Genomic DNA, 24,645 nt, shown 5'->3' with positions numbered 1-24,645 from the left:
AGATTCGAACGCGAAAATTTCTTCGGTTGGAGCAGCCGACCGCAGAACCGGCCGCCGTTCAGTCTTACCCACTTTGCGTGCCGACTTTGGAATACACGACAAACGATGTTTCCCGACAGCATAGTGGTTACCAACCGCCATACCGCCAAATGGCCTTATTGAGAATTAATCGCATCTCGTCTAAGAGCACACCAATCCCCGCTTGGGGGGTGATTGTCGCACGGGCTGGCGGCTCAAACGAAGGTGGGCCGCTGGTGAAGGGTGAGACAAGACGGCTGGAGATCTGGCGGGCGCATCGCGCGCGCCTGATCGATTCCGTCGTCCCGCTCGTCGGCGACCGTGGAACCGCAGAGGATGTGGTTCAGGATGCGTGGCTGCGCTTCAACCGCATGGAGGATGTCGATGACCGGCCGATCCAGCGGCAGCCGGTCGGGTATCTGTACAGGATCGTTCGGAATCTGGCGATTGATCTGATGCGCCGTCGCACGATTGAACGGTCAATTTCGCCGGCTGATTCCCCCATCGTCGAGCATGTGGCTGATCCCCGCCCATCGCCCGAGCGGGAGGCCATCGACCGGAGCGAACTCGACCGGGTGAAGGAACAACTCGCGACGCTGCCCAAGCGGACCAGGATTGCGTTCGAAATGTATAATTTCGGCGGATACACGCTTCAGCACATTGCGGACCATCTGAGCATCTCGGTGGGAATGACGCATCTTCTCATCAAACAGGCTGTTGCCTGCTGCATGGAGGCGATAGCGGATGGCGATGATTAAGCTGCGCCGCGCATCCATTGAAAATATCTGGTCATGGCTCGTCTGTTGTCAAGGTGCTGGTCCGTACCCATGCCCTGCCGGAGACCGATGAGCATGGATGAACAGGTACATGCCCATATTCAGGATGAAGCACTGGACTGGACGATCCGCGTGCATGGCCCGGAGGCGGGCGCGGCTGTACAGGCTGAATTGGGGCAGTGGATCGCGCGCAGCGAGGCCCATGCGAGGGCATGGGGGAAGGCGCAGAAGAGCTGGGCGCTGATGAACAGCACGCCGCCCGTCCATCAGGATGAGTGGGAACAGGCGCCAAGAACGGTCGCGGGCGCCATGTCGCAGCGGTCGGCCAGACCTCGCTGGATGCTGTCCGTCATGGCAGCCAGCGCCGCCTGTCTCGCGCTGCTGCTGGCGGCGCCGGCCATCTGGATCTGGGCGCAGGCCGACTATAGCACGGGCAAGGGTGAGGTCCGGCAGGTCAAGCTGGCCGACGGGTCAATCCTCCACCTCGATAGCGGCAGCGCGATCCGGCTCGATTATGAAGGTGCCCGACGCGGCGTCACATTGCTCGCGGGGCAGGCGTTCTTCGACGTGGCTCATGACAAGGCCCGACCATTCGTCGTCCACGCCGGCGATGTCGATGTCCGGGTGCTGGGCACGGCTTTTGACGTTGGGCTCGACACGAAAACCGTTGACGTCTCGGTCCAGCGCGGGGCGGTGCGCGTCGAACGTTCGGGCAATATACCGTTGGACCTGCGACCGGGCGATTCCGTTCAGGTCGGCCCCTCGGACGCTGAAACGGTTCGATCGGTCATATCGCCCAGCCGTATCGCTGCCTGGCGGGATGGCCAGATCATCGTCAACGGCGCCACCGTCGTGGAAGTCGTAACGGAACTGCGCCGCTATCATCGCGGCTTCATCCTGCTGCGTAACGAAAGGCTTGCCAGCAGGCGCGTTACCGGGGCCTATGATATCAACGATCCGGAAGCCGCGCTCCGCGCCATCGTTCATCCCTATGGCGGAGAGGTAGGAACAATCGGCGGATATCTGATGATCGTATCCTGAGATTGGAACCATCCAAAAAATATTTCCACCTCCTTTGAAAATGCCTCGACCCATCTCGTCTGTTCCAAACTGCTAATGCGATCCGCTTGCAAGAATGCGACCAGGGTTGCCGACGAAAAGGTTTGATGAATGGGTTATCGGGGGTTGAAGATGAACGGTTTGCGTGCGGTTGCACCGTTGCTGCTCAGCGGGACGGCCTTGGCCGTCATGCCGCTGTGGAGCGTGGCGCAGGCACAGGAACGGACCGTCGCTAAAACCTTCGACATTCCTGCGCAATCGCTAGGCGACGCCGTGACCGAACTGGGGCGGCAGGGGCGATTGCAGATCACTGCCGAAACGGGGCTGCTTGCCGGTCGGCAATCGTCCGTAGTTTCCGGTCGGTTCGCCGTCACCGAAGCGCTGAGCCGCTTGCTTACGGGCACGGGCCTGACCTGGCGCTGGATCGACAAGAATACAGTGACCCTCGAACGGGCGCCGCAAGCGTCTGACGGCGCGATCCAGCTCGGTCCCGTGCGGGTCGAGGGCAATGATGGTGACGCCATCGCCATATCAGGCCAGCTCGGCGCGCCGTTCAGCGCGGCGACGAGCGAGGGCACGCGCTCCTACGCCGCCCGCGCCGTGACCATCGGAAAATCCGAACAGGCGTTGAAGGATATCCCTCAATCCGTGACCGTGCTCACCCGCCAGAGGATGGATGACCAGAATGTGATTTCTGTCGGCGATGCCCTTGAAAGCGTGGCTGGCATTACGCTCCAACGCGGCCCTGGGCCGGGTTTATTCGTGAACTCGCGCGGCTTTGAGATCAATATCCTGCAATATGACGGCGTGGTCACGCCGCGTAATTTCTATTCGGCGGGAAGCTATCTCGTGGATTCGATGGTCTTCTATGATCGGGTTGAGGTGCTTCGCGGTGCTGCCGGCCTGCTGCAGGGCGCCAATGCCCCAGGCGGCGCGATCAATTTCGTCCGCAAGCGGGGGCAAGCTGATCTGACGATCAATGCCAGCGCAATCGCCGGGTCGTGGAACCATTATGGGGCTCAGATCGACGTTGGCGGCCCGGTCGATGCCGCGGGTCATCTGCGCATTCGTGCCATTGCAGATTATGACCGGTCGGATTCCTTCGTGGATTATGTCTGGAACAAGACACGCTCACTTTATTTGGCTGTCGATTATGACCTCACACCCGACACCGTGATCGGGTTTGGCGTGAGCAATCGGCATAGTCGCGGACGTCCCAATGAACGAGGTATCATGCGCTTTGCGGACGGGGGCGATCTCGGCCTGCCACGCTCAACTTTTTCGGGCGCCGAATGGAACCGGACCAAAAACGACCAGACGATGATCTTTGCTGACATCGAGCACCGCTTTTCGGACGCCTGGAAGGTGAAGATTGCCGCGATGCACATGGACGAACATAGCCGGGCGAATTATCAGTTCATCTCGGGCACCATTTCCCGCACGACCTTGACTGGCGCCAGATATTCCGACTTCGCGACGGATTTCAATCCCGAAGGCAATGCGGTCGACGGCTATGTCGAAGGGCGCTTCTCCGCGCTTGGCATGGAAAATACGATCATCATCGGCGCCAACCATCTATCCTACAAGACCGATGACATATTGGCCCGCCAGTTCAACGTCGAAAACGCTGACATTTTCAATATCCGGCATGATCGCGCACGGCAGACCGTGGACAGTCTGGCGGATAACGCTTTTTCTTCACGGACCGCTTATGATGTCAAACAGACGGGCATCTATGGAACCTGGCGGCTGAAGCCGGTTGACGCTCTCACAATCAGCCTGGGTGGCCGGGTTAGCTGGTATGACTATGCCTATCGCTTTAAAAGCGGCACCGCGCGGGCCTATGGAGCGGAGGGCGTGTCTACGTCGAAAGAAAATGCGAACGTCACACCCTATTTCGGGGCCGTCTACGCTGTGAACGCCAACTGGAACGTCTACGCCAGCTATGCCAGCATATTTGAGCCGCAGACGGCCCGCGATCGGTCTGGCACCCTGCTGAAGCCCGTCACCGGCGCCAATTATGAAGCGGGTATCAAGGGAGAACTGGCCGGTGGCGCCGCCAACGTCTCGCTCGCGATCTTCCGCTATGATCATAAAAACCGGGCGTTCAACGATGTTTCGGGCGGCTTCGCCTGCGATGGCTGGTATTGCTCCGTCGCATCCGGAAGGGTCCGCAGCCAGGGCGTGGAACTGGAAGCCAGCGGGGAATTGCTTCCCGGACTGCAACTGGCGGTCGGCTATACCTTCAACACGACCGAATATCTTGAAGATCCCACCTATAGCGGGGAACGTTTCGCGCTCGCGACACCCAAACACCTCGTCCGTATAACCGCCAACTATACGCTGCCCGGCGACCTCGACCGGTTCAACCTGGGCGGCGGTGTCAATGCGCAGTCTAGCTCCATCAGTTTGGATCGCGCCTTCGATCTTCCGGGCTTCGCCATTCTCGACGCGCGGATCGGCTACAAACTCAACGACAATGTCACGGTCGCGCTCAAGGTCGATAACCTGCTGGACAAACGCTATTATCTGCCGGGCTATGGCAGCATCAGCGTCAATAACTTCCTGGGCGATCCACGCAATTTCGCGCTGACGGTCCGCGGCCGCTTCTGATCGAAGGGCACTCGTGAACAAGGCCATCTTGTCGAAGGGAGGGGGCATCCTCCTGCGCGCCGTGATCGCGATCCCCGGTGGATATGCGGTCGCGGCGCTGGCCGCCTGCTGTCTCGCGCTCTGGCTCCCTCTAGAACCGGCGGATGCCGTGGCGACGGGACAGATGGCAAGCTTTGCCGTGTTCGCCCTGGTCGCGTTGACCAGCTTCGCCGTTCGTGATCTGGGACGGCTGCTGGCAGGCTTCATGGCCGGCATCGTCCTTCTGGGCGGTGGCGTGGCGATCACTTTATGGGCGAACCTGCCATGATGCCGGGCTTTCGCCAGTCCATGGCATGGCTCCACACCTGGTCCGGGCTGCTCCTGGGCTGGCTCCTCTACGCGGTGTTCTTTACGGGTACGACGGCCTATTTCAACCAGGAGATCACCGCCTGGATGACGCCGGAGAGCGTTGAGCAGGCCGATCCCCGCACCGCGGCGGTCAATGCCCAGGCATGGCTGGCACGCCACCACCCCGATGCCGTGACATGGGATGTCATGCTGCCTGCGTCCCGTGGCGGAGAAACGAGGCTGAGTTGGACAGAGGCCTCATCGCCCACCGCAAGCGACGCGGCAAGGGGAAGCATGAGGCTCAACGGACGAGGACTGGACACGCCCGTGCCAAGGCCGACAGCGGGTGGGCAATTCCTCTATGGCTTCCATTACGAGCTTCATTACGTGCCCTATCGCACGGCGCGCTGGATCGTCGGGCTGAGCGCCATGTTCATGCTCGTGGCGATCGTGAGCGGCATCGTCACGCACAAGAAGATATTTGCCGATTTCTTCATGCTGCGGTTTGGCAAGGGTCAGAGAAGCTGGCTCGACGCGCATAATGTCACCGCCGTCCTGGCGCTGCCTTTCCACCTCATGATCACCTATACCGGCCTGGTCGCGCTCATGCATATGTATATGCCCTGGCCGGATATGATGCGGCCCAAGCCACCAAGATTTGCGCCCATGACGATCGAGGCTTCGGCGGCTCCATCCGCGCCGCTCACGGCGCTGCTGCCGCTGTTGACGCAAGCAAGCCAGGAATGGGGTGGCGTGCAGGCCGTGCGGATCAAATATCAGCATCCCGGCCATGCCGATGCGCGAATCACCCTTTTTCCATCCGGGGCCGATAGCATCGCAGAGCATCATGGCGCGCAGATCTTCGATGGGGCCACAGGCGCGCTCATCACGCCACCGCCATCGACCAGCAATACGCATATCGTCGAAAGCGCCATGGTTGGCCTCCATGCCGGCCGCTATGCGGCGCCGACCCTACGCTGGCTCTATTTCCTGTCCGGGCTGGGCGGGACGGTGATGATCGGCACCGGCCTGCTACTTTGGATCGTGAAGCGCAGGCAAAGGCTGCCCGATCCCGAACATCCCTATTTCGGCTTTCGGATCGTCGAGCGGCTTAACATCGGCACGATAGTCGGCCTTCCTGCCGGCGTGGCCGCCTATTTTCTCGCCAACCGCTTGCTGTCAACGGATGCCGTTGGCAGAGCCGATTGGGAAATCCGCTGCCTTTTCATCACATGGACCGCATTGCTCGTCTGGTCGATCGTCCGCCCCGCCAAAAGCGCATGGGTTGAGGCTCTGACGGTATGTGCCTTGCTCTATGCCCTTGTGCCCATCGTAAGCGCACTCACCACGACACGCGGCCTTTTCTCCAGCCTGATCACCCGAGACTGGGTCTTTGTCAGCTTCGACCTCGTGATGCTGATCACGGCGGCATTGCTCACGCTGGCGGTGCGGAAACTAGCCTCCCACACGCCAAAGGCTGCGCCTCGTCGCAAGCCCCGCCCGTCGGTGGAGGCCGCAGCGTGATCGACCTCGCGATATTCCTGGCATCGCTCGCCGGGTTTGCGGGATTGCTCCTGGCTAGCCCACGTCATCAGCAGGAATGGTTGCGGAGCAAGCTGGCGCCGAGAGCATGCACCTCGCTACGCCTGTCCGGCTTCCTGCTGCTGACTTCGGCGTTCGTCGTTGCCGGCAGGAGCCTTGGCTGGGGTTATGGTGCGGTCGTCTGGCTCGGATGGCTGACCATCGCCGCCGCACTTGTCGTCATCGCCCACACGAACCGCGAACGCATCGTCGCGAAGGTCCGGCGATGATCTCGCTTGCCGTCTTCCGCGCCCGCGGTGCGACGCGAGCATGGGGCTGGCTGGTGGGCACGGCCCCGCCGCCTGGCATCCTTCCATGGGCCGTGTTGCCCGGAACCACGACATGAAACGCCTTGCCACCATGTCCGCGCACAGCCCATCGCATGGCGAGGGCGCAGCACAGGCCCCGGCATCCGTGGCCGCGCCAGAGCCTGTGATCCAATGGGATCGATCTTCCCGCTACAGCGACCAGCCCATGAGTGCGGGCACCCGCTTCCTCGGCCTGGGAGGCGCCTCGGCGATCATCCTTCTGATCCTGTGCGGCGCGCTCTTCACATGGCGCAGCTATGCAGTGTCGCAGGCGCCCGCGACACTCAGCATGTTCGACGTGGCGCCGCCCGCCGCGCCGCCCGAGCCAATTCGCGAAGTACCGCCGGGACCAGCGAAGATGCAGAAGGAAAAGCAGCAACTAGATCCGGACCAGCCCAAGGTCGAGTTACCCAGGGTGGAAGTGCCAAGTCTGGCGAGTCTGCCGGTGGTTGCTAACAAGCCGACACCGGATCCCGGTCCCCTGATCAAGGAGACCACGGCCCCTGAAAGCAAACCCGCACCGTACGCGCCACAAGTATCGACGGGCAAGCCAACCTGGGAAGGGTTGGTGCTGGGTGCGCTCAACAAGGTGAAGCGCTACCCCCGAGACGCCCATTTTGCGCGCCAACAGGGCGTGTCGTACATCCGGTTCATCATGAACCGCGAGGGCAAGGTGCTTTCCGTGCGGATCGAGCGCAGTTCCGGTTTCCGGTCACTGGATCAGGAGGCTTTGTCCCTGCCTAAGCGTGCGCAACCGCTGCCCAAACCGCCCGAGGACGTAAAGGGGGATACGATCGAGCTGGTGGTGCCGGTCGAGTTCTTTATGCGATGAGATTGTCGGGCGCCTGGTGACCTGAACAACGCTTCCCCTCTGCCGTCGGACCCGCATGGTGGCCGCCTCCGTGCCCGAAGACCCATGGACGATTGCGTGTCGATGCCGCTTCCAGGGAAGCTGACCATGTTTAGCCCAAGGAATGTTAAGTTATCGCTGCAAATAGAATTCGACCGGAATGGTCAGCTCGACGATATCAGGCCTGCTCTCGGGAATCGCTGGGAGGGGCTGGGCGCGCTGAAGCGTATCGAGCGCAGCCCGATCGAGGTCGAACGAGCCGGATTTCTTCACTATGGCGGACGATAGCACCATACCGGCCCGATTCATCGTGAACCGGATATAGGCGGTGCCTTGCTGACGCGCAGCGCGGGCACGCGCCGGATAGCGGCGAAAACGCTCAAGGTGGGCGAGGATCAGTCCTTCCCAATTTGGCCGCACATCGTTGGACAGCCGGTTGGCTGGAGCTGCTGCAACGCTCTTGGGCGCGGTCGTTTCAGGAACACGCGGACCGGGATCAACCACTTCGGGCACCTCCTGCTTCTCCTTTGCAGTGAGGTTTGGCGAAGTAAGCTGGATCAGCGGCGGGGGCGATATCACGTCCGGCTCCGGTATGGGTTTGGCTTCCTGTCTTTCGACCTGTTCGGGTCCGGGCGCGACTTCCCGCGCTGGTTCGGACGGAGTGGCGAGCGGCGCCAGCTCTATGACGACGAGGGGCTGCGAACTGGTCGTGATCTGCTGGACCGTCTTCCAGGTAAACAGGGCGGCGGCAAGCACCATCCCGATAACCGATACCGTGCCGGTCAACCCGACTAGTCGCGTTCGCCAGTCCATCGGCTGGTCGCAATAGCGCGTGCCCGTCGCCCATGTGACAGGAGGATCTGGAAACGAATTTCCGTTCTCAGCCGGGGCCGGGGGCTTACTGTAGTCAAAGGACTGCAAAGCGAGATATTCGCCAAAGTCGGCTTCACCCCGGCTGTCGATATCCCGCGTATAATCAAGGTGACTGCTACGCATTATTGGCCATTTCTCGGTGAGGGGCGCGTGACGATCCAGGCCGCGCAGGCAAGCATCATTGCGGCGACGGCGAGCGCAAGGCCGAGCGCTGGCCTCGCACCGAGCCAGAACAGGCCGTAACCGATCGCGATGCCGATGCAGGCCGCGCGTTTGCCAGCACGGGAAATCGCACCCTCCGTCCGCCATGCGCGCAGTGCTGGGCCGAAGCGGGGATGGTCGAACAGCCAGGCTTCGAGCCGGGGCGAGGACCGTGCGAAGCAGCCGGCGGCGAGGATCATGAAGATCGTCGTCGGCATGACGGGCAGGAAGGCTCCAACGAAACCGAGACCTACGCATAAGAAGCCGAGCAGCAGCCATCCGATGCGGGCGATACGCCCGCGCCGAATGGGGTCGCCCGCCGAAGGATCAGCCAATGCGCGCATCGACCAGCGACTGCACTCGCGCAAAGGCAGCATTAGCACCGGCAACGGCGCAGGCTTCTTCCTCATCTGTCAACTCTGCCGAATCGAGCGCGGCAGTGAAGGCGCGCCAGTGCGCTGCGGGACCTTCCGGGGCGGGAGCAAGGTGCCGCGCGCCATGTGTGTCGGACAGGCCCAGCTTCGCCGCTTCCTTGCGAAGTAGTGCCGCGCCCATATTCGAGCCTTCCGCCACATAGAGCCAGCCCAGCGCAGCGGCAACGTCGGTCGCCTCGCCCCGCGCGAACGCGGGCTGGGTATCGTCTTCGGGGAACGGCAAACCGAGATCGGCAAGATCGGCTGCGATCAGCGGCAAGCGGCGGCGTTCGGCAAGGCCGGGTAATACTGCTTGCAGGACCGGATTGTCATAGAGCGCGTCGATATCGCGATGGAACAACGTTTGCACGCTCACGAACCGCCCGTAGCCCTCGACACTGGTGAACAAGGCAGCCGACATGATCGACGTATCCAGACGGTCATGGGTGACATGCGTCAGCGCCTTTAGCCGCTTCGCGCGGCTCTGCTCCTCTATGAGGCGTTCGGATGTTGTCACGGTCATGGGCATTCCCTTTTCGGTTGTTTGTCGAATGAAAGCGGTGCGGGCGTGGCGGAGGTCTTTGGGCCGCCACCCCCTTTGGATCGTCCCCCAGTGAGGGAGTGAAGCTCGGCTTGGGGGACGAAGACGACGAACGCATTCACATAGCATGGGCCGGAGTGTCGGCCTTCCTGGCGATCGCGATACCTTGAATCCGGCGGGCTAGAAGGCATGATTCAGCCTCACGCTGACGGTTGTGCGCTTATAGGAATAGAGCCAGTCGATATTACTCTCAACGTGCGTGTGCTGCACCACGAGTTCGGGCACTAGACCCACGAATTGGAGCGCCGGGAAGCGCGCGATCGCGGTGACATTATACTGGTCGTCGCTGCGTTTTGCGGCAAAGACTTGGCTATATGCGCGATGATCGCGATGTCGGTAGGAGCCGATGAGAAGCAGGCTCGCGCTTTTGCCGAACGATTTGCTGACCCCCAGGCGCCCCCCCCATTGCCGATAGGCATTGACGGCCGCCGGGGTATCTTTTGCGGTAAAGTCTGGACCGCCAAACAATGTCCAGCCTGGCCAAGCGACATAGAATGCGGTCAGACTGACATCGGTGAGCGGACCGTCCTGGGAGGAGAAGGAACGCTGATGATAGCGATAATCTCGGTAATTCACTTCAGCCCGGAACAGGATATTGCGCGAGGCCGTATGCGTCCAATCCAGATTGGCGCCCCAGGCATTGTAGAGCACGGAAGACCCCAAAGTGCCGATGTCGAAGGATGGCGACAGTGAAAACGTGTCACGCGCAGACTGATATTGATAGCCGAGTCGGGTTATGAGCGTCGCCTGCGAATAGTCATTTTCGCTTGGATAGATATCGCCGAACACAAGCGCGCGGGCGCGCAGTCCGTGATGGCCCGATATCGGGATGCTGCGGCCCAGCGAGCCTTCGAAATTGATTCCGGTGGCCTTGATCGCATCGGGTAACTGGCGATCGAACAGGCATGAGCCGTCCTCAGTCACCAGCAGGCAGGTATAGCTTTCGGACGACTGATTGAGATTGGTGCTGTAGCCAGGGCCTATGGCGATATTACCTTGCCAACCCCGCCGTTGCTTCAACGCCCTGAGGAAGGCATCTACAGTGCGGACCACTCCGGCCGATTTTTCACCTTCAGCGACGAGATGGCCGCGCACTTGCTCGAATGCTGTCCGCGCCTCGCGATCCTTGCGGTTCTCGAACAACACGCGCGCCAGTTCGAGCTGCCCCGACATCAGATTGGGATCGAGCACAGCCAGTTCGCGATAATATTGTTCGGCGTCTGCTAGCTTACCGCCCTCGCGTGCAAGCGCGCCCTTCGCAAAGAGCACGAGCTTCGGGTCATGATCGGGGTAGCGCTCATAGGGCGTGAGGAACCGACGTGCGTCAGCCCATTGCTGCCGCCTGACGGAGATATAGAGGGCCTGACCCATCTCATTGACATTATCGCCGACAGAGTAGCTTTTGCCGTCAATTTCGAGCAAGGTTGGCGGTACGTCGAGCGCATCGGCATCCTCTAATAGCTGCGCTTCCGTTTTGCGCTCTTGCCGTTGGATCTCCTGGTCGAGCCGCAGCCTTGTATCCTGCTCTCCTGCGCTTTGCGCCAGGGCCGGTAAGGAGAAGCACGTGGCGCCACCGCACAAGAGCGATGCCAGACAGGGACGCCAGCGAGATTTGATAGAAATGTTCAAAAGCGGCATGCTTGGCTTCGATCTCTGCGGCGGTTTCGCGAAAGAGGGGCCAGGGCGTGAAAACCCCGCCCTGGCCCCGATTTTTTCAAGGACGCGCGATTACTGCTTGCCGCCGAAGGCGGTATCGTACTGGCGGTTGCTGAATTCCACGATACCCGCCAGGGCCTGCGCTGCCGATCCGAAGAACTGACCGCTGACGACGCCGTTGGTCGCAACCGACGTCGGAACGCCACCACTGACGGTGAACGCCTCGGCGTCGATGCCATCGATCGTTGAGCCGATAATGTCGGCCGTTCCGATATCGACCTTGTAGTTGCCCGACTGGATCGAGCCGGTCAGCGTGTCGGCGACGAAGTTCGCGGTAAGCGTCCCGTTGAGCTGGCCGTTACCCGCATAGTTGCTCAGGCCGTAGACGTTATAATTGACTGCCGTTCCGGTGAGCCCGTTCACGGCCGCGTCCGTCGAGGCGCCGGTGCCGCCGAAATAGACGGTGTGGTCGCCGGCCGATGCACTGCCCGTCTGGCTCCACTCGCCATAATAGACAGTATAGCCATCGACCTTCGAAAAGTCGAAACGACCATATTGCGAGTGATCGGTGATCGTTCCGGTCGGGTTGTTGACGGTGGTCACGATATTGGCCGTGGGTGTAGCTGTCCCCTGGAGGCCTTGGAAGTCGACAAACAATCGAGTCGGCGTGGTGGGCAAGGCGGGCACCCAGATTCCAACCTTGCCAGCGGTGTGCGGGCCACCGACGACGTTGCTCTCGCCGATCTGGACCTTGGCGGAATCGCTCGTTGCCGAAGTGATCTGGGCCTGTGCGGTCCCCGCCAGGGCGACAGATAGCGCCATGGCGCCAACAACGGCTTTGAGATGTACGAACTTCATTCTACTTCTCCTGCGATCGAAGCACCTGAACATCAGGTGCCTTCATCCAGGGGCGCCGCCGTCATCCCGTTCTTGCCTGGACTGATGGATGCGGTGGCGGCCCTGAATCTCGGGTCAGAACCTCCCCGTCAGGCTCAGCCGCACCGTCCGTCCCGGAGCGGGCAACATCGAGCGTGAGAGGGGGTCCATATAATAACGGTCGTTGAGGTTGGTGCCGGCGAGCTCGACGTTGAACCGCTCGTTGATGCGGAAGCGCGCATAGGCGTCGAAGGTGATGATCTCGCCCCAGGTATAGGGGATGTTGAGCGAGCAACCTCCAACGCAGGTCTCGCCGGTGGTCCATTCCCCGATCGGATCTGAATTTTCGTAGGCGCTGTACCAGATCAGCCGACCGCCAACTTCCAGGCGGCGGTCGAAGAAGCGGCCGCCGACATTCCAGTTGACGCTGGTCTCCGGCGTCGCCTGGGTCAGCAGGAAGCTGCTGACAAAGCCATATTTGACGCAATCGGGCACCCGGTATCCGCGAGCAGTATCGATGGAGACTGCCGTACTTTCGTCGCAGACCTCGTTCTTGGTCATATGACCGGCGCTGATGTCGGTGAAGAAACGGCCATTGTCGAAGCGCGCCTGAAATTCGAAGCCGGCGATTGTCTGCTTGTCGAGATTGCTGAACAGCAGGTTACTCGTGCGTTCGATGACGTCGTGCGTGGTGTTATGATACCAGGTGAGCTTCACGTCGGCGCGATGCCCCTCGCCGCGCAGACCGAAGAGAGGCCGCAAATCCTGAATGAAAGCGGCTTCCCAGGATTTCATGCGTTCCGGCTTCAAATCCCGCACCGGATCGATCGAGGCGGAGAAGCCGATCGTGCTTTCGAACATGCTCGGCCAACGGAGCGCCTCGGCATAGCGGAGATAGGCACGGCTGCTATCGCTGATGTAGACAGTCGCCGATGCGCTTGGCACCCAACCATGACCGGATTTGCGCTTGGCTTCGGTGATGGAAACCAACGTGTTTACACCGCCAGCGGTACACACGCCGTTGGAGTTCGCTATGGTGTCGAGGAAGCCGTTGATGCAGATATTGTCGGCACGATGGTACTTGCCGTCGGCGTCCGGCACCCAGTCGGGACCTGCATGCTCCCATTCAAACGGCACAGGATTGCGGAGATAGGTTGCGATTCGTCGTTGGATGACGGCATCACTTGCTGTAGGGAGTCTTTCCCTTAGCCAGGCTTCGTACGCCTCGGCTCCAAATTCCGTCGTCTGATAACTCGTCTCACTTTTAAAAGCGTAGGACTGAGTTATCGAGCCACCGCTGGCCTCGATCAGCTTGGGCAGGAAATCATCCTTCGCCCAATAGCCGGTATAGGCGATGCCCGCATTGAGCTTGAGGAATTTTACGGGCTTCCACTCGCCGCTCAGGTTGATGCGATATTCCTCGCGGCGTCCCTCGCGCGGATAGGCCCGCACACCGGGATAGGTGCTTGTCACCGCAAAATCATCGTCCGAACGCAACTTCTCGTGCTGCCAGTTGGCGTCCAGCAGGAAGCTGAGCCTGGACGACAAGTTGAACTGGTTGCTCGCGCTGAAGCCGAAGCGATCATTATGTGAATTGGCGATCGCGCTGTTGACGATGATCGGACTGGTGGCTGACGCGACATTGGGGAAGCCGCCACCGCTGTAGGTGTCGCTCACCGTATCGGTCAGCCAGGCCGTCGCCTTGAAATCGATGAAGCGGCTGTCGGGCCGCCACTTATACTCCGCGTTCAAGGCTTGGGCATGAACCTTGCTCTCAGGCCACTGAATATTGCCGAACGTATAACCGTCGCCCGTCGTCATGATCCGCGAGGGCATGATCTCGCCGAAATTGGATCGGGTATCGCGAAAGCCGATTTGCAGCGCCTGGTCGTCGGCGATGTTCCATTGCGCCTTGAGCATGACGGATTCCAGCTCGCTCGACGTGTTCGGCACCTCATTGCCCGGCTCGTAATGCAGACCCAGCAGTCGCACATAATTGGCCGCATTGAGCACGAGGCCTTCCTGTTGGTAATAATCGGCATCATGCTTGCCGGAAAAATAATTGCCGCGCTCGCGGAACGCGTAAGCACCGAACAGCTCGAAATCCCCGACCCGGCCCGCCGCCGCGATCCGGATCGCGCGATCGCCTGCGGAAAAGGCCTCGTTGTCGTCTTTCGTACGCAAGGTCACGCGGAGCGAAGGGTCGCTATAGGGATAGCTGGCCGAAAAGCCCGTTGGAAAGCCCGGAACAGTGCGATGATCCAACCCCGTCAGCAGCGTCGGCCAGCGCGGGTTCGTCGAGTTGTTGCCGCCTTCGAGCTTCAGTTCGATGCCGAACGTCTGGCCCGGCTTCAATATGTCGGCGGCATCAAGCGTGTTGACGACGACCGCGCCGCCGGTCGAACCGTTGACCCCGCGCGCGGACACCGGCCCCTTGAGGACCTGCATCCCTGAAATCAGGCTCGGGTCGATATAGCTGCGATTGCCTGCCCCATTATAGCCTTTCCAGACGGTCAGCGCCTGCTCGGTACCGTCGATGATGACCGGGATACGTCCCGGCCCCTGAATGCCGCGAATGCTGGGATCGATCGCGCCGCCGTTGCGCGAATCGCCGCTGAACACATTGACCATGCCCTTGAGCACGTCGGCCGTGTTGGTGCCTCTGTAGCGTTCGATTTCCTCGCGGCTTGCGAAGGTGGAGGAAATGTCCTGATCGTAGATTTCATCCTTGCGCCGAGCGTCGCGCTCCACGCCGGTTTCCTGTGCGGCAGCGAGGTTGCCCGTTTGCGCCCCGTCCACGCGCAGCGGGCCAAGCTGCACGTTGCTTTTCGCATCGTCGGAGGCTTGCGCGGTCCGTGGCACCGGAACAAGCGTGACGAATCCATTGTCGATCTGCCAGGTCAGGCCGGTTTCCGCCAGCATGCGGTTCAGCGCCTGAGCGTTTGACATGCGCCCGGACACACCTGGCGATGAACGGCCGCGAATGTCGTCCGCGTCCACATTGATCTGCACGCCCGACTGCCGCCCGAAATCTGCGAGCGCTTCGCTCAACGGGCGGGGAGGGATGTTGAAATCAATCGTACCGGCTTCATTACCGGACTGGGCCAAAGCCGCTGCCGGCGCGATAAGGCCTGCCGCGGCAACCGATGCCAGCAGCGAAACTGCCAGAACCCGACCCTGCGACTTACTTGAAATAATCTGAACCCCCGAACGCACTGTACTCATCCCTTTCGCTCTACGAAGGGGCAGCACATAATTGCAAATGCGAGTCAATTGCATAAACCCCTGTTACTAGAACAGGCGAGGCTCAGAATTTTTCGGGAAAAATGTGCGAGCGGCCTAAATTTCTCGCAGGGGGCTTCAATCAGCGGTGATCAACGTGATCCAGGGCGTGAGTTTTCGCACGCTCATATCGTGGGATTTAGCAAGCGCCAGCAGCACTCGATCGGATTGGCGCGCATCATAAGCACCCGTCACGCGCCGCCTGTCGAACCCATTGCCAAACGTCATGATGACGCCGCCGTGCCAAGGTCTCAAGGCGTCGATGACCTCCTTCACCGGACGGTCACTGGCAACGATCTGGCCATCCGTCCAAGCGGCAATCCGCGAGGGTTCCACCGTCCGTCTTTCCCTCGTGTGGCCATCGCAGGCGAGAACAAGAGCATCACCCACGCCAAGACGCTCCGCATTCCCGGCTTGGTTCTCGCAGGAAACGCTGACCAGTCCCCGTTGCACGGCAACGGAAACCTGCTGCTTCTGGCCCCGTCGCACCTCGAATGCGGTGCCCAGAACCGTGGTGGTCGTATCGGCCGCGACCACCCGGAACGGATGGCCAGGATCGCGCGCAACGTCGAACCACGCCCTTCCTTGCAGGATGCGGACGTCACGATGCCCGCCCTTGCTGACGTCGATGGCGACAGCGCTCTGCGGGGCCAGGGTCACGACGCTGCCGTCCTGCAAATGCAGACTTTTCATTTCACCTGTGCCGGTAAGAGCATCGGCGTTCAGGCGAAGCAGCATCTCGGGGACAGCGATCACCGCAAGGCACGCAGCGGCGGCAATTGCCGAAAGACCGCCCACGAGCCGCAAGGGGCGTCTATTCCGCGCCTCCTTTCTGGCATGAGCGTCGGCGAACGGGACGACCCTGGATTGAGAAATCTGCCACCGTTCTGCATAGGCTGGTGGCGTAACCTGGATGACATGTGAGATGCGCCCGGTTTCGGCCCATGCTGCGGTGTTGACCTCGCTCTCGTTCAGCCACAGGCCAAATTGCGCGGTCAGTTCATTGTTGTCCGGCTCTTCCTGTAGAAGGATGAGCCAGTCTGACGCCTCACGGTTAGCGCGGGTTCGATGCGTCATGTCGCCGGATATATCTCGCCCTTTGCTCATGCCACTCCTTCCGCCCGGCTTTCGCACCAAGGGCGTCCCCTATTCCTTAAACAAGCGGGGACGGAGTTTTTTCGGTGACAGCGTATAATTTTCACTCGGACGGTCGGTCCGTCCTCGCACGGCAACGCTCGACGCCATCGAGAACCAGTTTGTGCGCGGTGGTAATGGAAACGCCAAGATGCGCGGCAATATTCTTGAGCTTCTCCCCACCCAAACGGTGCATCTCGACCGCGATGCGCATGGGTTCGGGCATTTCGGCGAGTGCCCTTGCTATACGTGCATATTCGTCGCGGGATATCGCCGCGACCTCCGGATTCGGCAAATCCGATGGCACATCTGTCGCATTCATCTCTGCATTGGGTTCGAATATCCGCCCTTCGATACGCTTGCGGCTGCTGCCATTGAGAGCAAGGTTGCGAACGGTTATGCGCAGATAGCCCATCGGCTCGGCCATCGTGCGCTTCGCGGCAGCCGCGCTGAAGCGTAGCCACGCTTCCTGCACCACGTCTTCCGCCTCAGCCGTGTCGCCGGTGATTGTTCTGGCATAGCGGATCAGGGACCACCGATGCGTGAGGAAGAGATTCAAGGTGTCGTCATATTTCGACACCCAATCTTTCCTCCTAGCTCGCGTTCATAGAAGCCCATCTGTAGCAAGTGCACTATTGCGAGCCAATCGCAAAATGCTTCTTGCCGCTGTCAAGCGTGACAATAGGCGCATATCCTGGCGCCAAGGCTGGGATCGAAGCAATTGACCATTGGAGGGCAACAGCAGTTCTTTCGCGCGCAAAATGCGTCATTCCGGCGACAACCGACATTGTGAGAAGAGAGCGATGCCCTGTCGGTTTCGGCGAGGGATCGCTCTCGAATCAATAGATGCAGCGGAATCAGCTGTTGAGTTTATCCTTCACCGCCTTGGAAGGCGTGAACGCGAGTTTCTTCGACGCCTTGATGGTCATCGGTTCACCCGTCGCCGGATTGCGCCCATCGCGTGCCGGGCTGGATTTCACCTTGAACTTGCCGAACCCGTTGAGCGCGATTTCGTCGCCTGTGGCGGCCGCCTCGGTAATCGCGGCAAAGACGGCGTCAACGATCTTGCGCGCGTCGGCCTTGGTCACGCCCTGTCCGGTGGCGATCTGTTCGACGAGTTCACTGGTGTTCATGGCTATTCTTCCTTCTTCTTGTTGGAAACGAGTGCGCGAGCTTAGCCGCAACCACAACCAGCGTCACTGCACGTCCGTTCGCGCCACATTGCCGTTGCCAGCAGCATCGCGGCGATCAGCGCATAGGGGGCTCCGTTGTCGATGCCATAGACGAATGTGCCGGCGATCGGCCCGAGGATGACGCCAAGCCCTTGCGCGGCGGCGACGGTGCCGGCCGCTGCGCCCTGGTCGTGTGCTTCGACCGAATTGGCCGCCAGCGCCGACACCGAAGGGAATATCCAGCCCATCCCGGCAGCCGCGACCGCAAAGCAGGCCCAAAGCATGGGCGCGCTGGCGGCCAGCATTACCGCGCCGAATCCGATTGCGCCGACGATGCCGCCGATGCGGATGAGCCGCGCCGGCGGCCAGTTCAGCTTTCGCAGCGCAATCTGCACTAGCACCAGCGCCACGCCAACGGCGGCGAGCGCGATCCCGGCGGCGCGCGCGGCCCCGGGGGGATCGAGGTGCAGGCGGTCGAGCGCATAGAAGCCGACCGTGACCTGGGCGACAGCGACGCTGAACATTGCGATGAACGCAACTGTCATCGGACGGCGCAGGCGCATATCGCTCAATCTGAGCGGTTCGGCTTTGGGCGGCGCGTGACGTTCGATCCTGGGCAGGGCGCGCCACAATATGACGAGCGCCAACACTGGCAGCGCGGCGGTGAGATAAAGCGGCAGGTTCAGGCCATAAGGCGCAAGCAGCCCCGCAGCACCGGGGCCGATCACCATGCCCGCACCGCTCGATGCTCCGATCCCGGCCATCGCGGCGGCGCGCCCTTCGGGGGGCACATGATCCGCAACCAATGCGGCCCCGGTTGCAGGGACAGCCGCATAGAATACGCCTGCGACGCCCCGGCCGATCAGCAGACCGGCAAATGCAAGGACAGGCACCATTGCAGTGCGCAGTGCCAGGTCGATGAATAGGGACAGCAAGAAATAGCTGATCGCAAACCCGGCCAGACCGAACAGGATGACCGGCCGTCGTCCGCGTCGGTCGCTCGCCGCACCCCAGACCCGCGCCATCACCATCCAGGCGGCGCCCGCGACCGTCATTGCGGCGCCGACCTGCCAGGGGGCGAGGCCGATCACCCGCGCGATCGGTCCGGCCAGCGCCACGAACGCCATCATCGCCATCGAGCACATGAAAGTCTCGAACATCAGCGGCCTGATGCTGAACGGACGGCGGTCCGTCTCTACGGGAGTTGCATCGGCGAGGATAGTCATCGGAAATCCTATTTGCGAGTCGTTCTCAATATTGGACGCTGCGGTCATGCGGATCAAGCGAGCACGCAAATTTGAAATGTCCTTTGTTGCGCGCCGCTTGCCGGGTGCTGTGCTCGGAGATTCTCAAATGGGGTTCGAGAACGTCCGCAGCGATGAGCAAGTCCGACTAAGCGCAGCATGAATCGGCGCAGACTGTCTCATGCGCGTGGAAGCGATGATCGATCATGTAAGCCGATCGAGCCGGAAGCGGTGTGGTCCCACGCCAGTCATTTCCCGGAACTTGAGCGCGAAATGGCTCTGACTGGCGTAACCGATCGCAAAGGACACCTCGGTAATCGTCATGTCCGTCGTGAGCAGGAATATCTTTGCGCGCTCGATCCTGCGGATCAGCACGAAGCGGTGCGGCGGGATGCCGGTCGACTGGCGGAACGCCTCCCCGAAATGATGCAGGCTGAGTCCCGTGACGGCTGCAAGCGCCGACATGCTCAAATCGTCGCCCAGATGCGCTTCGATATAGTCGATCACCAGCCGGAGCCGGCGCGCGCCGAGGCCGCCTTTGGGGGGAACCGGACGCCATGCGGCATCGCTGTATCTGCGGAACAGGCGTATGGCGAGCAGGACGCCCATATGCTCGGCCACTAGCCTCCCACCGGAGCCTTCTGCTGCCAGTTCTTCTCGCCAAGCCTTCGCCGCCGCCATGAGCCAGTCGTCACGAATGCCGACCAGCGTTTGAAGGCTGCTGCCGCCCCGCCCGAACGTCTCCTGTCCGACCCGGTCGATCAACGCATGATCGAGCGCCATCCCGAGAATGAGCGGGCGCCCGGTCCATCGCTGGAAAAAGGGAGTATCGCCCGGATTGATATGAATGTCTCCGAACTCAATGCGCCTGCTGTGCAGCCGGTCACTTCCGGGCAGGCGCCATTCCATCTCGAACGGCTCGCCCTTGTGGACAACCGCAGAAAGCTGGGTCGCGCCAATCTCTCCGCCTTCATTCGGAGCCAGCGAACCGCGCACCACATGCACCCCGCTATGACTCATGCGCGCATCCAGCGAGAGTCGGTCGGTGCTCACCGGGAACGAAAAATCCACCAACTCTGTCGCGGCTTCGTCGTCGTCCGCGCCCATGCGCTTCCCTCCTGCTCCTGCGTGCAGCTCTGCCGCCGGAGAAGTGGCCGCCACAATCTAATGACTCGCTGGCGCATGATTTTTTCGGGACGATCCTGCCATTTTGGCCGGATTGTGGCGCGGTTGCATAATCCGTCGCGCGGGCTATTATTGCAAATAGTTCGCAATTGGCAGTGGATGTCGCGATGAGTCGCCCCTCGGGCGCCGCAGTTCTAGGCGAGGGATGTGGGGCAGACGAAGTTGCAATATGAACAGGTCATACATCAGCGCCGCGATCTGATCCGATACGCAAACAGGATCACCGGCGATCAGGACTACGCCGAAGAAATTGTCCAGGAAGCCTATCTGCGCCTTGGCGAGACGGCTGCGAAGCGGCTGCTGGAGCAGCCTAGGCGTTATCTCGCCCGGATCGTCCGCAATCTTGCCCTGGACCGAGTGTGGCGTTCGCGCCGCGAAGCCGCGTCGTTCGTGCCCGATGGAGAAATGGCGCTTGCCAGCGTCGTCTCGGACCTGCCTTCGCCGGAGGAGGCCGCGCTGGCGCGGGACGAATTCGCCCGTCTAGAAGCGGCCTTGGCCGAGCTGCCCGAACGCAAGCGCATCGCTGTCGAAATGCACCGCTTCGGTGGCGCAAAGCTGCGCGAGATCGCCGAGGAGCTTGGCGTTTCGCTCACGGTGGCGCACCAGCTCGTGATCGAGGGCGTTGCGCACTGCCGCTCCCGTCTGCGCTGAGGCTTCATGGAGCCTTGTGAAGAAATAATCCGAAAAATTCGGATGCCAATCAGTCATTATCAGATGAGGTCCGCGCAAACATGCAGGCGGGCCATAGCCCGCTGCGATGGCAGCGGGCGAGAGGAGCATTGATGTCGGAAGACCCTAATTCCGCCGCGATGCGTGCCGACGTGGAGGCGCTCGACTGGATCGTCACGCTTCAGGAGTCGCCGGACGATCCCGTCGTTCGCCAGCGCTTCGAGCAATGGCATTCGGCCAATTCGTTGAACGCCGCCGCATGGGAAGAAACCGCGCGGGTCTACGGCGGTATCGGGGAGACGCGGCCGGTCCATCCTGAACGCTGGGAGAAGCAGGCCCGAAAGCGCAAGCCGAAGCTTGCCTCTCCCATACACGCGGCGCGCAGGCATCGAATCCGCCACGCTTCACCCGACGGAAGGCGCAGGGTGCGCCGACCGTTCCTCAAGGTCGCACTCCCTGCCGTGGCGGCTGCCATGCTGGCGGTCATTGCCGTGCCGGAAGCGATGCTGCACTGGCAGGCGGACGAAATCGCCGGCACCGGCGAACTGCGCGAGGTGCGGCTTTCGGACGGAAGCCATGCAAGCCTCTATCCCGGCTCGGCAATCGCGATCGACTATTCGGAGGGGGAACGACGGATCAGGCTGCTGCGCGGGCAGGCCTGGTTTGAGGTCCACGACGAATCTGGGCGGCCGTTCCGCGTGGTCGCGCGAGATGTGGAGACGACCGACATAGGCACTGCCTTCGAGGTGCGGCTTGGCCACGACGACATCCATGTTGGCGTCGCCCAGGGCATCGTGCGCGTCGAGGATGTGAAAGCAAAACGGATCATCGCGGAGCGGCTCACCGCCGGCCAGGCGGTTTCGATCGGACCATCCGGGACGGTGAGGCACGAGACGGAGTCGCTCGATCTCATCGGCGCGTGGCGCGATGGACAGTTAGCCGTTCAGGACAAGCCAATGAGCGAGGTGATCGAGGCGCTGCGTCCCTGGTATGGCGGCATGATCGTGGTGCGCTCGGATACGCTCGCCCAACGTCGCGTGACCGGCGTGTATGATCTGCGCAACCCCGCCGGGGCCATGACAGCGCTCGCCAAAGCATATGGCGGGCACGTCCGGCAGATTACACCCTGGCTGCTCATCCTATCTGAGAGTTGATGCGCGCAACAAAATAAATGGCATGCAACCTTCTGGAAAGAAGCGCTATTTGTTCAAATTAGCAACTCGGTTGGAAGTTTCTCCCGAAAAAATCCGTCCCTCCACAGTCAATTGAATGCGAGGGCTCATGCTTCTGCATTGCATTCGCAAAACTTGGGATGCGGTCCCTCGTTTGATAATTTTGACGAAGGACGATTCGTGATGATTGATGGGGGTTTGGCGCACAGGGGGAAGCGGCGCGCGATATGGGCTGCGGCGCTGCTGACTACGACAACGATGGCGGGAGCCGTATGGACCACGTCCGCACAGGCGCAGACCGCCGCGCAGCGCTCCTTCGATATTCCCGCACAGTCGCTCCCCTCCGCGCTCACGATCTTCGGCCGCCAATCCGGCCTGCAAGTTAGCGTGCCAGCCGGGTTGGCCGCCGGTCACACGTCCAGCGCCGTATCCGGCACGATGACACCACATGATGCCCTGAGCCGTCTCCTGACTGGCACCGGCCTCGTTTATAAGATCAGTGGTAATATCGTGACCCTTGAGCCAGCGCCGCAAGCAGCGGATGGCGCGATCCAACTCGGGCCTGTGCGCGTCGAAGGAACCGATGGAAACGCGCCGGCCGGTTATGTCGAAACCACAACCGGACCCGTCATAGGCTATGTTGCGCGCCGTAGCCAGACAGCCACCAAGACCGACACGCCCATCACCGAAATCCCTCAGTCGGTCTCCGTTATAGGCCGCGATGAGATCGAAATGCGCGGCGCGCTGAACATGATGGATATCGTGGCGCAAACCCCCGGCATTTCCGTCAATACCTATGGCCCCGACAACCGGGGCTGGGAATATATCAACATACGGGGCTTTTCCGCTAACAGCGGAAACTTCCGGGATGGTCTGTCGCAAGCCAATTTCGGCGTCGTTTATTATATGACCGACCCTTATGCGGTCGAGCGTGTCGAGGTTCTGCGCGGGCCATCGTCGGTTATTTACGGTCAGGCCGACGCAGGCGGCATCATCAACCGTATCAGCAAGCGGCCCACCGCCGATCCGATCCACGAGATCGCTCTGCAATATGGCAGCTTCGATCGAAAGCAGGCGGCGTTCGATTTCGGCGGTGCCATCGATACAGGAAAGACGCTCTCGGCTCGACTGGTCGGTGTCGCGCTCGATAGCAATGACCAGGATAGCTACCCCGATGGCACGCGCATCGACCGGCAGCGTTATATGCTGGCCCCTTCCCTGCGCTGGCAGCCCAGCGACGACACCTCGCTGACGGTTCTGGGCCAATGGCTCAAAAGCAAATCAGGCGAAGACCCCTATTATGCCGTCGCCGCCGACCTCAGCCTGACGCGCGTCAAGATGGGCGACTATTCGTTCAGTGATTTCAAGCAGGACCAATGGTCTCTGGGCTATGAGTTCGAGCACCGATTCAGCGACTCATGGAGCTTTCAGCAAAATGCTCGCTACAGCGAAGTGTCGCTGGATCGGCGCGCGATCTGGGTGAATGAACTTCAGGCCGATGGTCACACCTATTCCCGCTTCGCACGGACATGGAATGACGGCATCAAGCAACTGTCTTTCGACAGCCGCATCAACGGTTCCCTGAATACCGGCGCGATCGAGCATGTGATTGTCGCAGGAGTGGATTATAACCACCAGACCGGAACGGCGCTGCGGCGACGCGGCCCGGCGCCCGATCTCGATCTGCTCGCTCCGGTCTATGGTCAGGTCATCGCCACACCGACCGGGGTGCTTCAAGATTTCACGCAGAGGCAGCGTCAGATCGGTCTTTATGCCCAGGATCAGATCAAAGCTGGCGAGCATTGGGTGCTGACGTTGGGCGGCCGCATGGATTTCGCCCGTGCGATCACGGATAATCGCCGGTCGTCCACACGCACGGTTCAAAAGGATGAAGCCTTCAGCGGGCGTGCGGGCCTCACCTATCTGATCGGCAACGGCCTTGCCCCTTATGTCAGCTATACGGAATCCTTCCTCCCTGCTCTCGGCCTCGACGCCAATGGTGAACCCTTCAAGCCGACCAGAGGGCGGCAGGTCGAAGCAGGCCTGAAATATCGGCCCGAAGGCTCCTCGCTGCTCCTAACGGCGGCGTTTTTCAATCTGACCAAAACGAACGTCGTTACCTATGACAACATGACGGGCGACGCCCGCCAGATCGGCAAGCAGCGCTCGCGTGGTCTGGAACTGGAAGCCAAGGCGGAAGTGCTTCCCGGATTGAACGCTACCGCTTCCTATACCCGGCTGTTCGGCAAAATCGTCCAGAGCGCCGACGCGACCGAAGTCGGCAAGAAGCCAGCCATCATCCCCGAGCAGACGGCTTCGGCCTGGCTCGACTACACCGCACTGATGGGTCTGGGTCTTGGCGTCGGCGTCAACTACACCGGGGAGCGTCCCAATGACGAGGCAAACACGACGATCGAGCCGGGTTTCTGGCTGTTCAATGCCTCCGCGCATTATGAAACCGGGCCATGGCGCTTGATCGTGAGCGCCAGCAACCTATTCAACAATAATTACAACACGATTTGCTACCACGGCGAATGCTACCTCGGGGAAAAGCGCAGTGTGACGGCGACATTGCGTTATAAATGGTAGCAGAGGTGTCGAAACCGCATCTTGTCGTTGTCTGTGCCGGCATTGG

At 61.1% G+C, this 24,645-nt stretch carries 21 protein-coding genes; 10 read left to right on the top strand and 11 right to left on the bottom strand.

From position 1 onward, the window contains the following. The first annotated feature begins 254 nt into the window (after positions 1–254). From V2S85_RS02845 to V2S85_RS02815, 7 genes are all read left to right on the top strand, one after another. The gene (locus V2S85_RS02845) at positions 255–776 is read left to right on the top strand and encodes a sigma-70 family RNA polymerase sigma factor (RefSeq protein WP_330701346.1); all 522 of its coding nucleotides are present in this window, start codon (positions 255–257) and stop codon (positions 774–776) included. Between the two features lie 93 nt (positions 777–869). Further along, positions 870–1,835 (top strand): FecR family protein, encoded by a 966-nt coding sequence (locus V2S85_RS02840; protein WP_330701345.1) that lies wholly within the window; start codon positions 870–872, stop codon positions 1,833–1,835. 150 nt (positions 1,836–1,985) lie between these two features. Then, positions 1,986–4,466 (top strand): TonB-dependent siderophore receptor, encoded by a 2,481-nt coding sequence (locus V2S85_RS02835; RefSeq protein ID WP_330701344.1) that lies wholly within the window; start codon positions 1,986–1,988, stop codon positions 4,464–4,466. A gap of 13 nt (positions 4,467–4,479) precedes the next feature. Then, a complete protein-coding gene (locus tag V2S85_RS02830) occupies positions 4,480–4,773 on the top strand; it encodes a hypothetical protein (protein ID WP_330701343.1) in 294 nt (97 codons plus the stop codon). Then, a complete protein-coding gene (locus V2S85_RS02825; RefSeq protein WP_330701342.1) occupies positions 4,755–6,317 on the top strand; it encodes a PepSY-associated TM helix domain-containing protein in 1,563 nt (520 codons plus the stop codon). The genes V2S85_RS02830 and V2S85_RS02825 overlap by 19 nt, the downstream gene beginning before the upstream one ends. Continuing rightward, on the top strand, positions 6,314–6,604 hold the full coding sequence (locus V2S85_RS02820; protein ID WP_330701341.1) for a DUF3325 domain-containing protein: 291 nt from the start codon (positions 6,314–6,316) through the stop codon (positions 6,602–6,604). Before V2S85_RS02825 ends, V2S85_RS02820 begins: the two co-directional genes overlap by 4 nt. Positions 6,605–6,716: 112 nt before the next feature. Next, on the top strand, positions 6,717–7,514 hold the full coding sequence (locus tag V2S85_RS02815; RefSeq protein WP_330701340.1) for a TonB family protein: 798 nt from the start codon (positions 6,717–6,719) through the stop codon (positions 7,512–7,514). A 150-nt stretch (positions 7,515–7,664) separates the two neighbouring features. Here the strand turns inward: V2S85_RS02815 and V2S85_RS02810 are convergent, their stop codons facing one another. From V2S85_RS02810 to V2S85_RS02760, 11 genes are all read right to left on the bottom strand, one after another. Then, the gene (locus tag V2S85_RS02810; RefSeq protein WP_330701339.1) at positions 7,665–8,528 is read right to left on the bottom strand and encodes a TonB family protein; all 864 of its coding nucleotides are present in this window, start codon (positions 8,526–8,528) and stop codon (positions 7,665–7,667) included. Continuing rightward, positions 8,528–8,950, bottom strand: coding sequence for a YbaN family protein (locus V2S85_RS02805; RefSeq protein WP_330701390.1), 423 nt, complete (start codon positions 8,948–8,950; stop codon positions 8,528–8,530). Before V2S85_RS02805 ends, V2S85_RS02810 begins: the two co-directional genes overlap by 1 nt. Further along, on the bottom strand, positions 8,934–9,542 hold the full coding sequence (locus V2S85_RS02800) for a biliverdin-producing heme oxygenase (protein WP_330701338.1): 609 nt from the start codon (positions 9,540–9,542) through the stop codon (positions 8,934–8,936). The genes V2S85_RS02805 and V2S85_RS02800 overlap by 17 nt, the downstream gene beginning before the upstream one ends. Positions 9,543–9,740: 198 nt before the next feature. Next, positions 9,741–11,258, bottom strand: a complete 1,518-nt coding sequence (locus tag V2S85_RS02795) for a surface lipoprotein assembly modifier (RefSeq protein WP_330701337.1) — start codon at positions 11,256–11,258, stop codon at positions 9,741–9,743. A 90-nt stretch (positions 11,259–11,348) separates the two neighbouring features. Beyond that, entirely contained in the window at positions 11,349–12,134 is a 786-nt protein-coding gene (locus V2S85_RS02790) for a Slam-dependent surface lipoprotein (protein WP_330701336.1), read from the bottom strand. A gap of 114 nt (positions 12,135–12,248) precedes the next feature. Beyond that, positions 12,249–15,377, bottom strand: a complete 3,129-nt coding sequence (locus V2S85_RS02785) for a TonB-dependent receptor domain-containing protein (RefSeq protein ID WP_330701335.1) — start codon at positions 15,375–15,377, stop codon at positions 12,249–12,251. Positions 15,378–15,512: 135 nt separating this feature from the next. After that, complete coding sequence (locus V2S85_RS02780) at positions 15,513–16,541, bottom strand: FecR family protein (protein WP_330701334.1); 1,029 nt, start codon at positions 16,539–16,541, stop codon at positions 15,513–15,515. A 91-nt stretch (positions 16,542–16,632) separates the two neighbouring features. Further along, the gene (locus V2S85_RS02775) at positions 16,633–17,148 is read right to left on the bottom strand and encodes a sigma-70 family RNA polymerase sigma factor (protein ID WP_330701333.1); all 516 of its coding nucleotides are present in this window, start codon (positions 17,146–17,148) and stop codon (positions 16,633–16,635) included. Positions 17,149–17,425: 277 nt separating this feature from the next. After that, complete coding sequence (locus tag V2S85_RS02770; RefSeq protein ID WP_330701332.1) at positions 17,426–17,701, bottom strand: HU family DNA-binding protein; 276 nt, start codon at positions 17,699–17,701, stop codon at positions 17,426–17,428. 41 nt (positions 17,702–17,742) lie between these two features. Further along, the gene (locus V2S85_RS02765) at positions 17,743–19,014 is read right to left on the bottom strand and encodes an MFS transporter (protein WP_330701389.1); all 1,272 of its coding nucleotides are present in this window, start codon (positions 19,012–19,014) and stop codon (positions 17,743–17,745) included. 174 nt (positions 19,015–19,188) lie between these two features. Further along, complete coding sequence (locus V2S85_RS02760; protein WP_330701331.1) at positions 19,189–20,091, bottom strand: AraC family transcriptional regulator; 903 nt, start codon at positions 20,089–20,091, stop codon at positions 19,189–19,191. Between the two features lie 225 nt (positions 20,092–20,316). On the opposite strand from V2S85_RS02760, the gene V2S85_RS02755 reads away from it, so the two are divergent. From V2S85_RS02755 to V2S85_RS02745, 3 genes are all read left to right on the top strand, one after another. Continuing rightward, positions 20,317–20,820 carry a sigma-70 family RNA polymerase sigma factor gene (locus tag V2S85_RS02755; protein ID WP_330701330.1) on the top strand — a complete coding sequence of 168 codons (504 nt, stop codon included), beginning with the start codon at positions 20,317–20,319 and terminating at the stop codon, positions 20,818–20,820. A 131-nt stretch (positions 20,821–20,951) separates the two neighbouring features. Beyond that, positions 20,952–21,992, top strand: coding sequence for a FecR family protein (locus tag V2S85_RS02750; RefSeq protein ID WP_330701329.1), 1,041 nt, complete (start codon positions 20,952–20,954; stop codon positions 21,990–21,992). Positions 21,993–22,193: 201 nt separating this feature from the next. Continuing rightward, entirely contained in the window at positions 22,194–24,599 is a 2,406-nt protein-coding gene (locus tag V2S85_RS02745) for a TonB-dependent siderophore receptor (protein ID WP_330701328.1), read from the top strand. The last annotated feature ends 46 nt before the right edge of the window (positions 24,600–24,645 follow it).

It is taken from the genome of Novosphingobium resinovorum (assembly GCF_036352595.1).
GTDB lineage: Bacteria > Pseudomonadota > Alphaproteobacteria > Sphingomonadales > Sphingomonadaceae > Novosphingobium > Novosphingobium resinovorum_B.
Note: the sequence above shows the minus strand (reverse complement) of the source record. Positions and strands in the feature narration are given on the sequence as shown.

Bases quoted from the DNA above. Each gene is read 5' to 3' on its own strand.
- V2S85_RS02840 (WP_330701345.1), top strand. From the start codon at position 870: ATGGATGAACAGGTACATGCCCATATTCAGGATGAAGCACTGGACTGG.
- V2S85_RS02835 (WP_330701344.1), top strand. From the start codon at position 1,986: ATGAACGGTTTGCGTGCGGTTGCACCGTTGCTGCTCAGCGGGACGGCC.
- V2S85_RS02825 (WP_330701342.1), top strand. From the start codon at position 4,755: ATGGGCGAACCTGCCATGATGCCGGGCTTTCGCCAGTCCATGGCATGG.
- V2S85_RS02815 (WP_330701340.1), top strand. From the start codon at position 6,717: ATGAAACGCCTTGCCACCATGTCCGCGCACAGCCCATCGCATGGCGAG.
- V2S85_RS02810 (WP_330701339.1), bottom strand. From the start codon at position 8,528: ATGCGTAGCAGTCACCTTGATTATACGCGGGATATCGACAGCCGGGGT.
- V2S85_RS02805 (WP_330701390.1), bottom strand. From the start codon at position 8,950: ATGCGCGCATTGGCTGATCCTTCGGCGGGCGACCCCATTCGGCGCGGG.
- V2S85_RS02800 (WP_330701338.1), bottom strand. From the start codon at position 9,542: ATGACCGTGACAACATCCGAACGCCTCATAGAGGAGCAGAGCCGCGCG.
- V2S85_RS02795 (WP_330701337.1), bottom strand. From the start codon at position 11,258: ATGCCGCTTTTGAACATTTCTATCAAATCTCGCTGGCGTCCCTGTCTG.
- V2S85_RS02790 (WP_330701336.1), bottom strand. From the start codon at position 12,134: ATGAAGTTCGTACATCTCAAAGCCGTTGTTGGCGCCATGGCGCTATCT.
- V2S85_RS02785 (WP_330701335.1), bottom strand. From the start codon at position 15,377: ATGAGTACAGTGCGTTCGGGGGTTCAGATTATTTCAAGTAAGTCGCAG.
- V2S85_RS02780 (WP_330701334.1), bottom strand. From the start codon at position 16,541: ATGAGCAAAGGGCGAGATATATCCGGCGACATGACGCATCGAACCCGC.
- V2S85_RS02770 (WP_330701332.1), bottom strand. From the start codon at position 17,701: ATGAACACCAGTGAACTCGTCGAACAGATCGCCACCGGACAGGGCGTG.
- V2S85_RS02765 (WP_330701389.1), bottom strand. From the start codon at position 19,014: ATGACCGCAGCGTCCAATATTGAGAACGACTCGCAAATAGGATTTCCG.
- V2S85_RS02760 (WP_330701331.1), bottom strand. From the start codon at position 20,091: ATGGGCGCGGACGACGACGAAGCCGCGACAGAGTTGGTGGATTTTTCG.
- V2S85_RS02750 (WP_330701329.1), top strand. From the start codon at position 20,952: ATGTCGGAAGACCCTAATTCCGCCGCGATGCGTGCCGACGTGGAGGCG.
- V2S85_RS02745 (WP_330701328.1), top strand. From the start codon at position 22,194: ATGATTGATGGGGGTTTGGCGCACAGGGGGAAGCGGCGCGCGATATGG.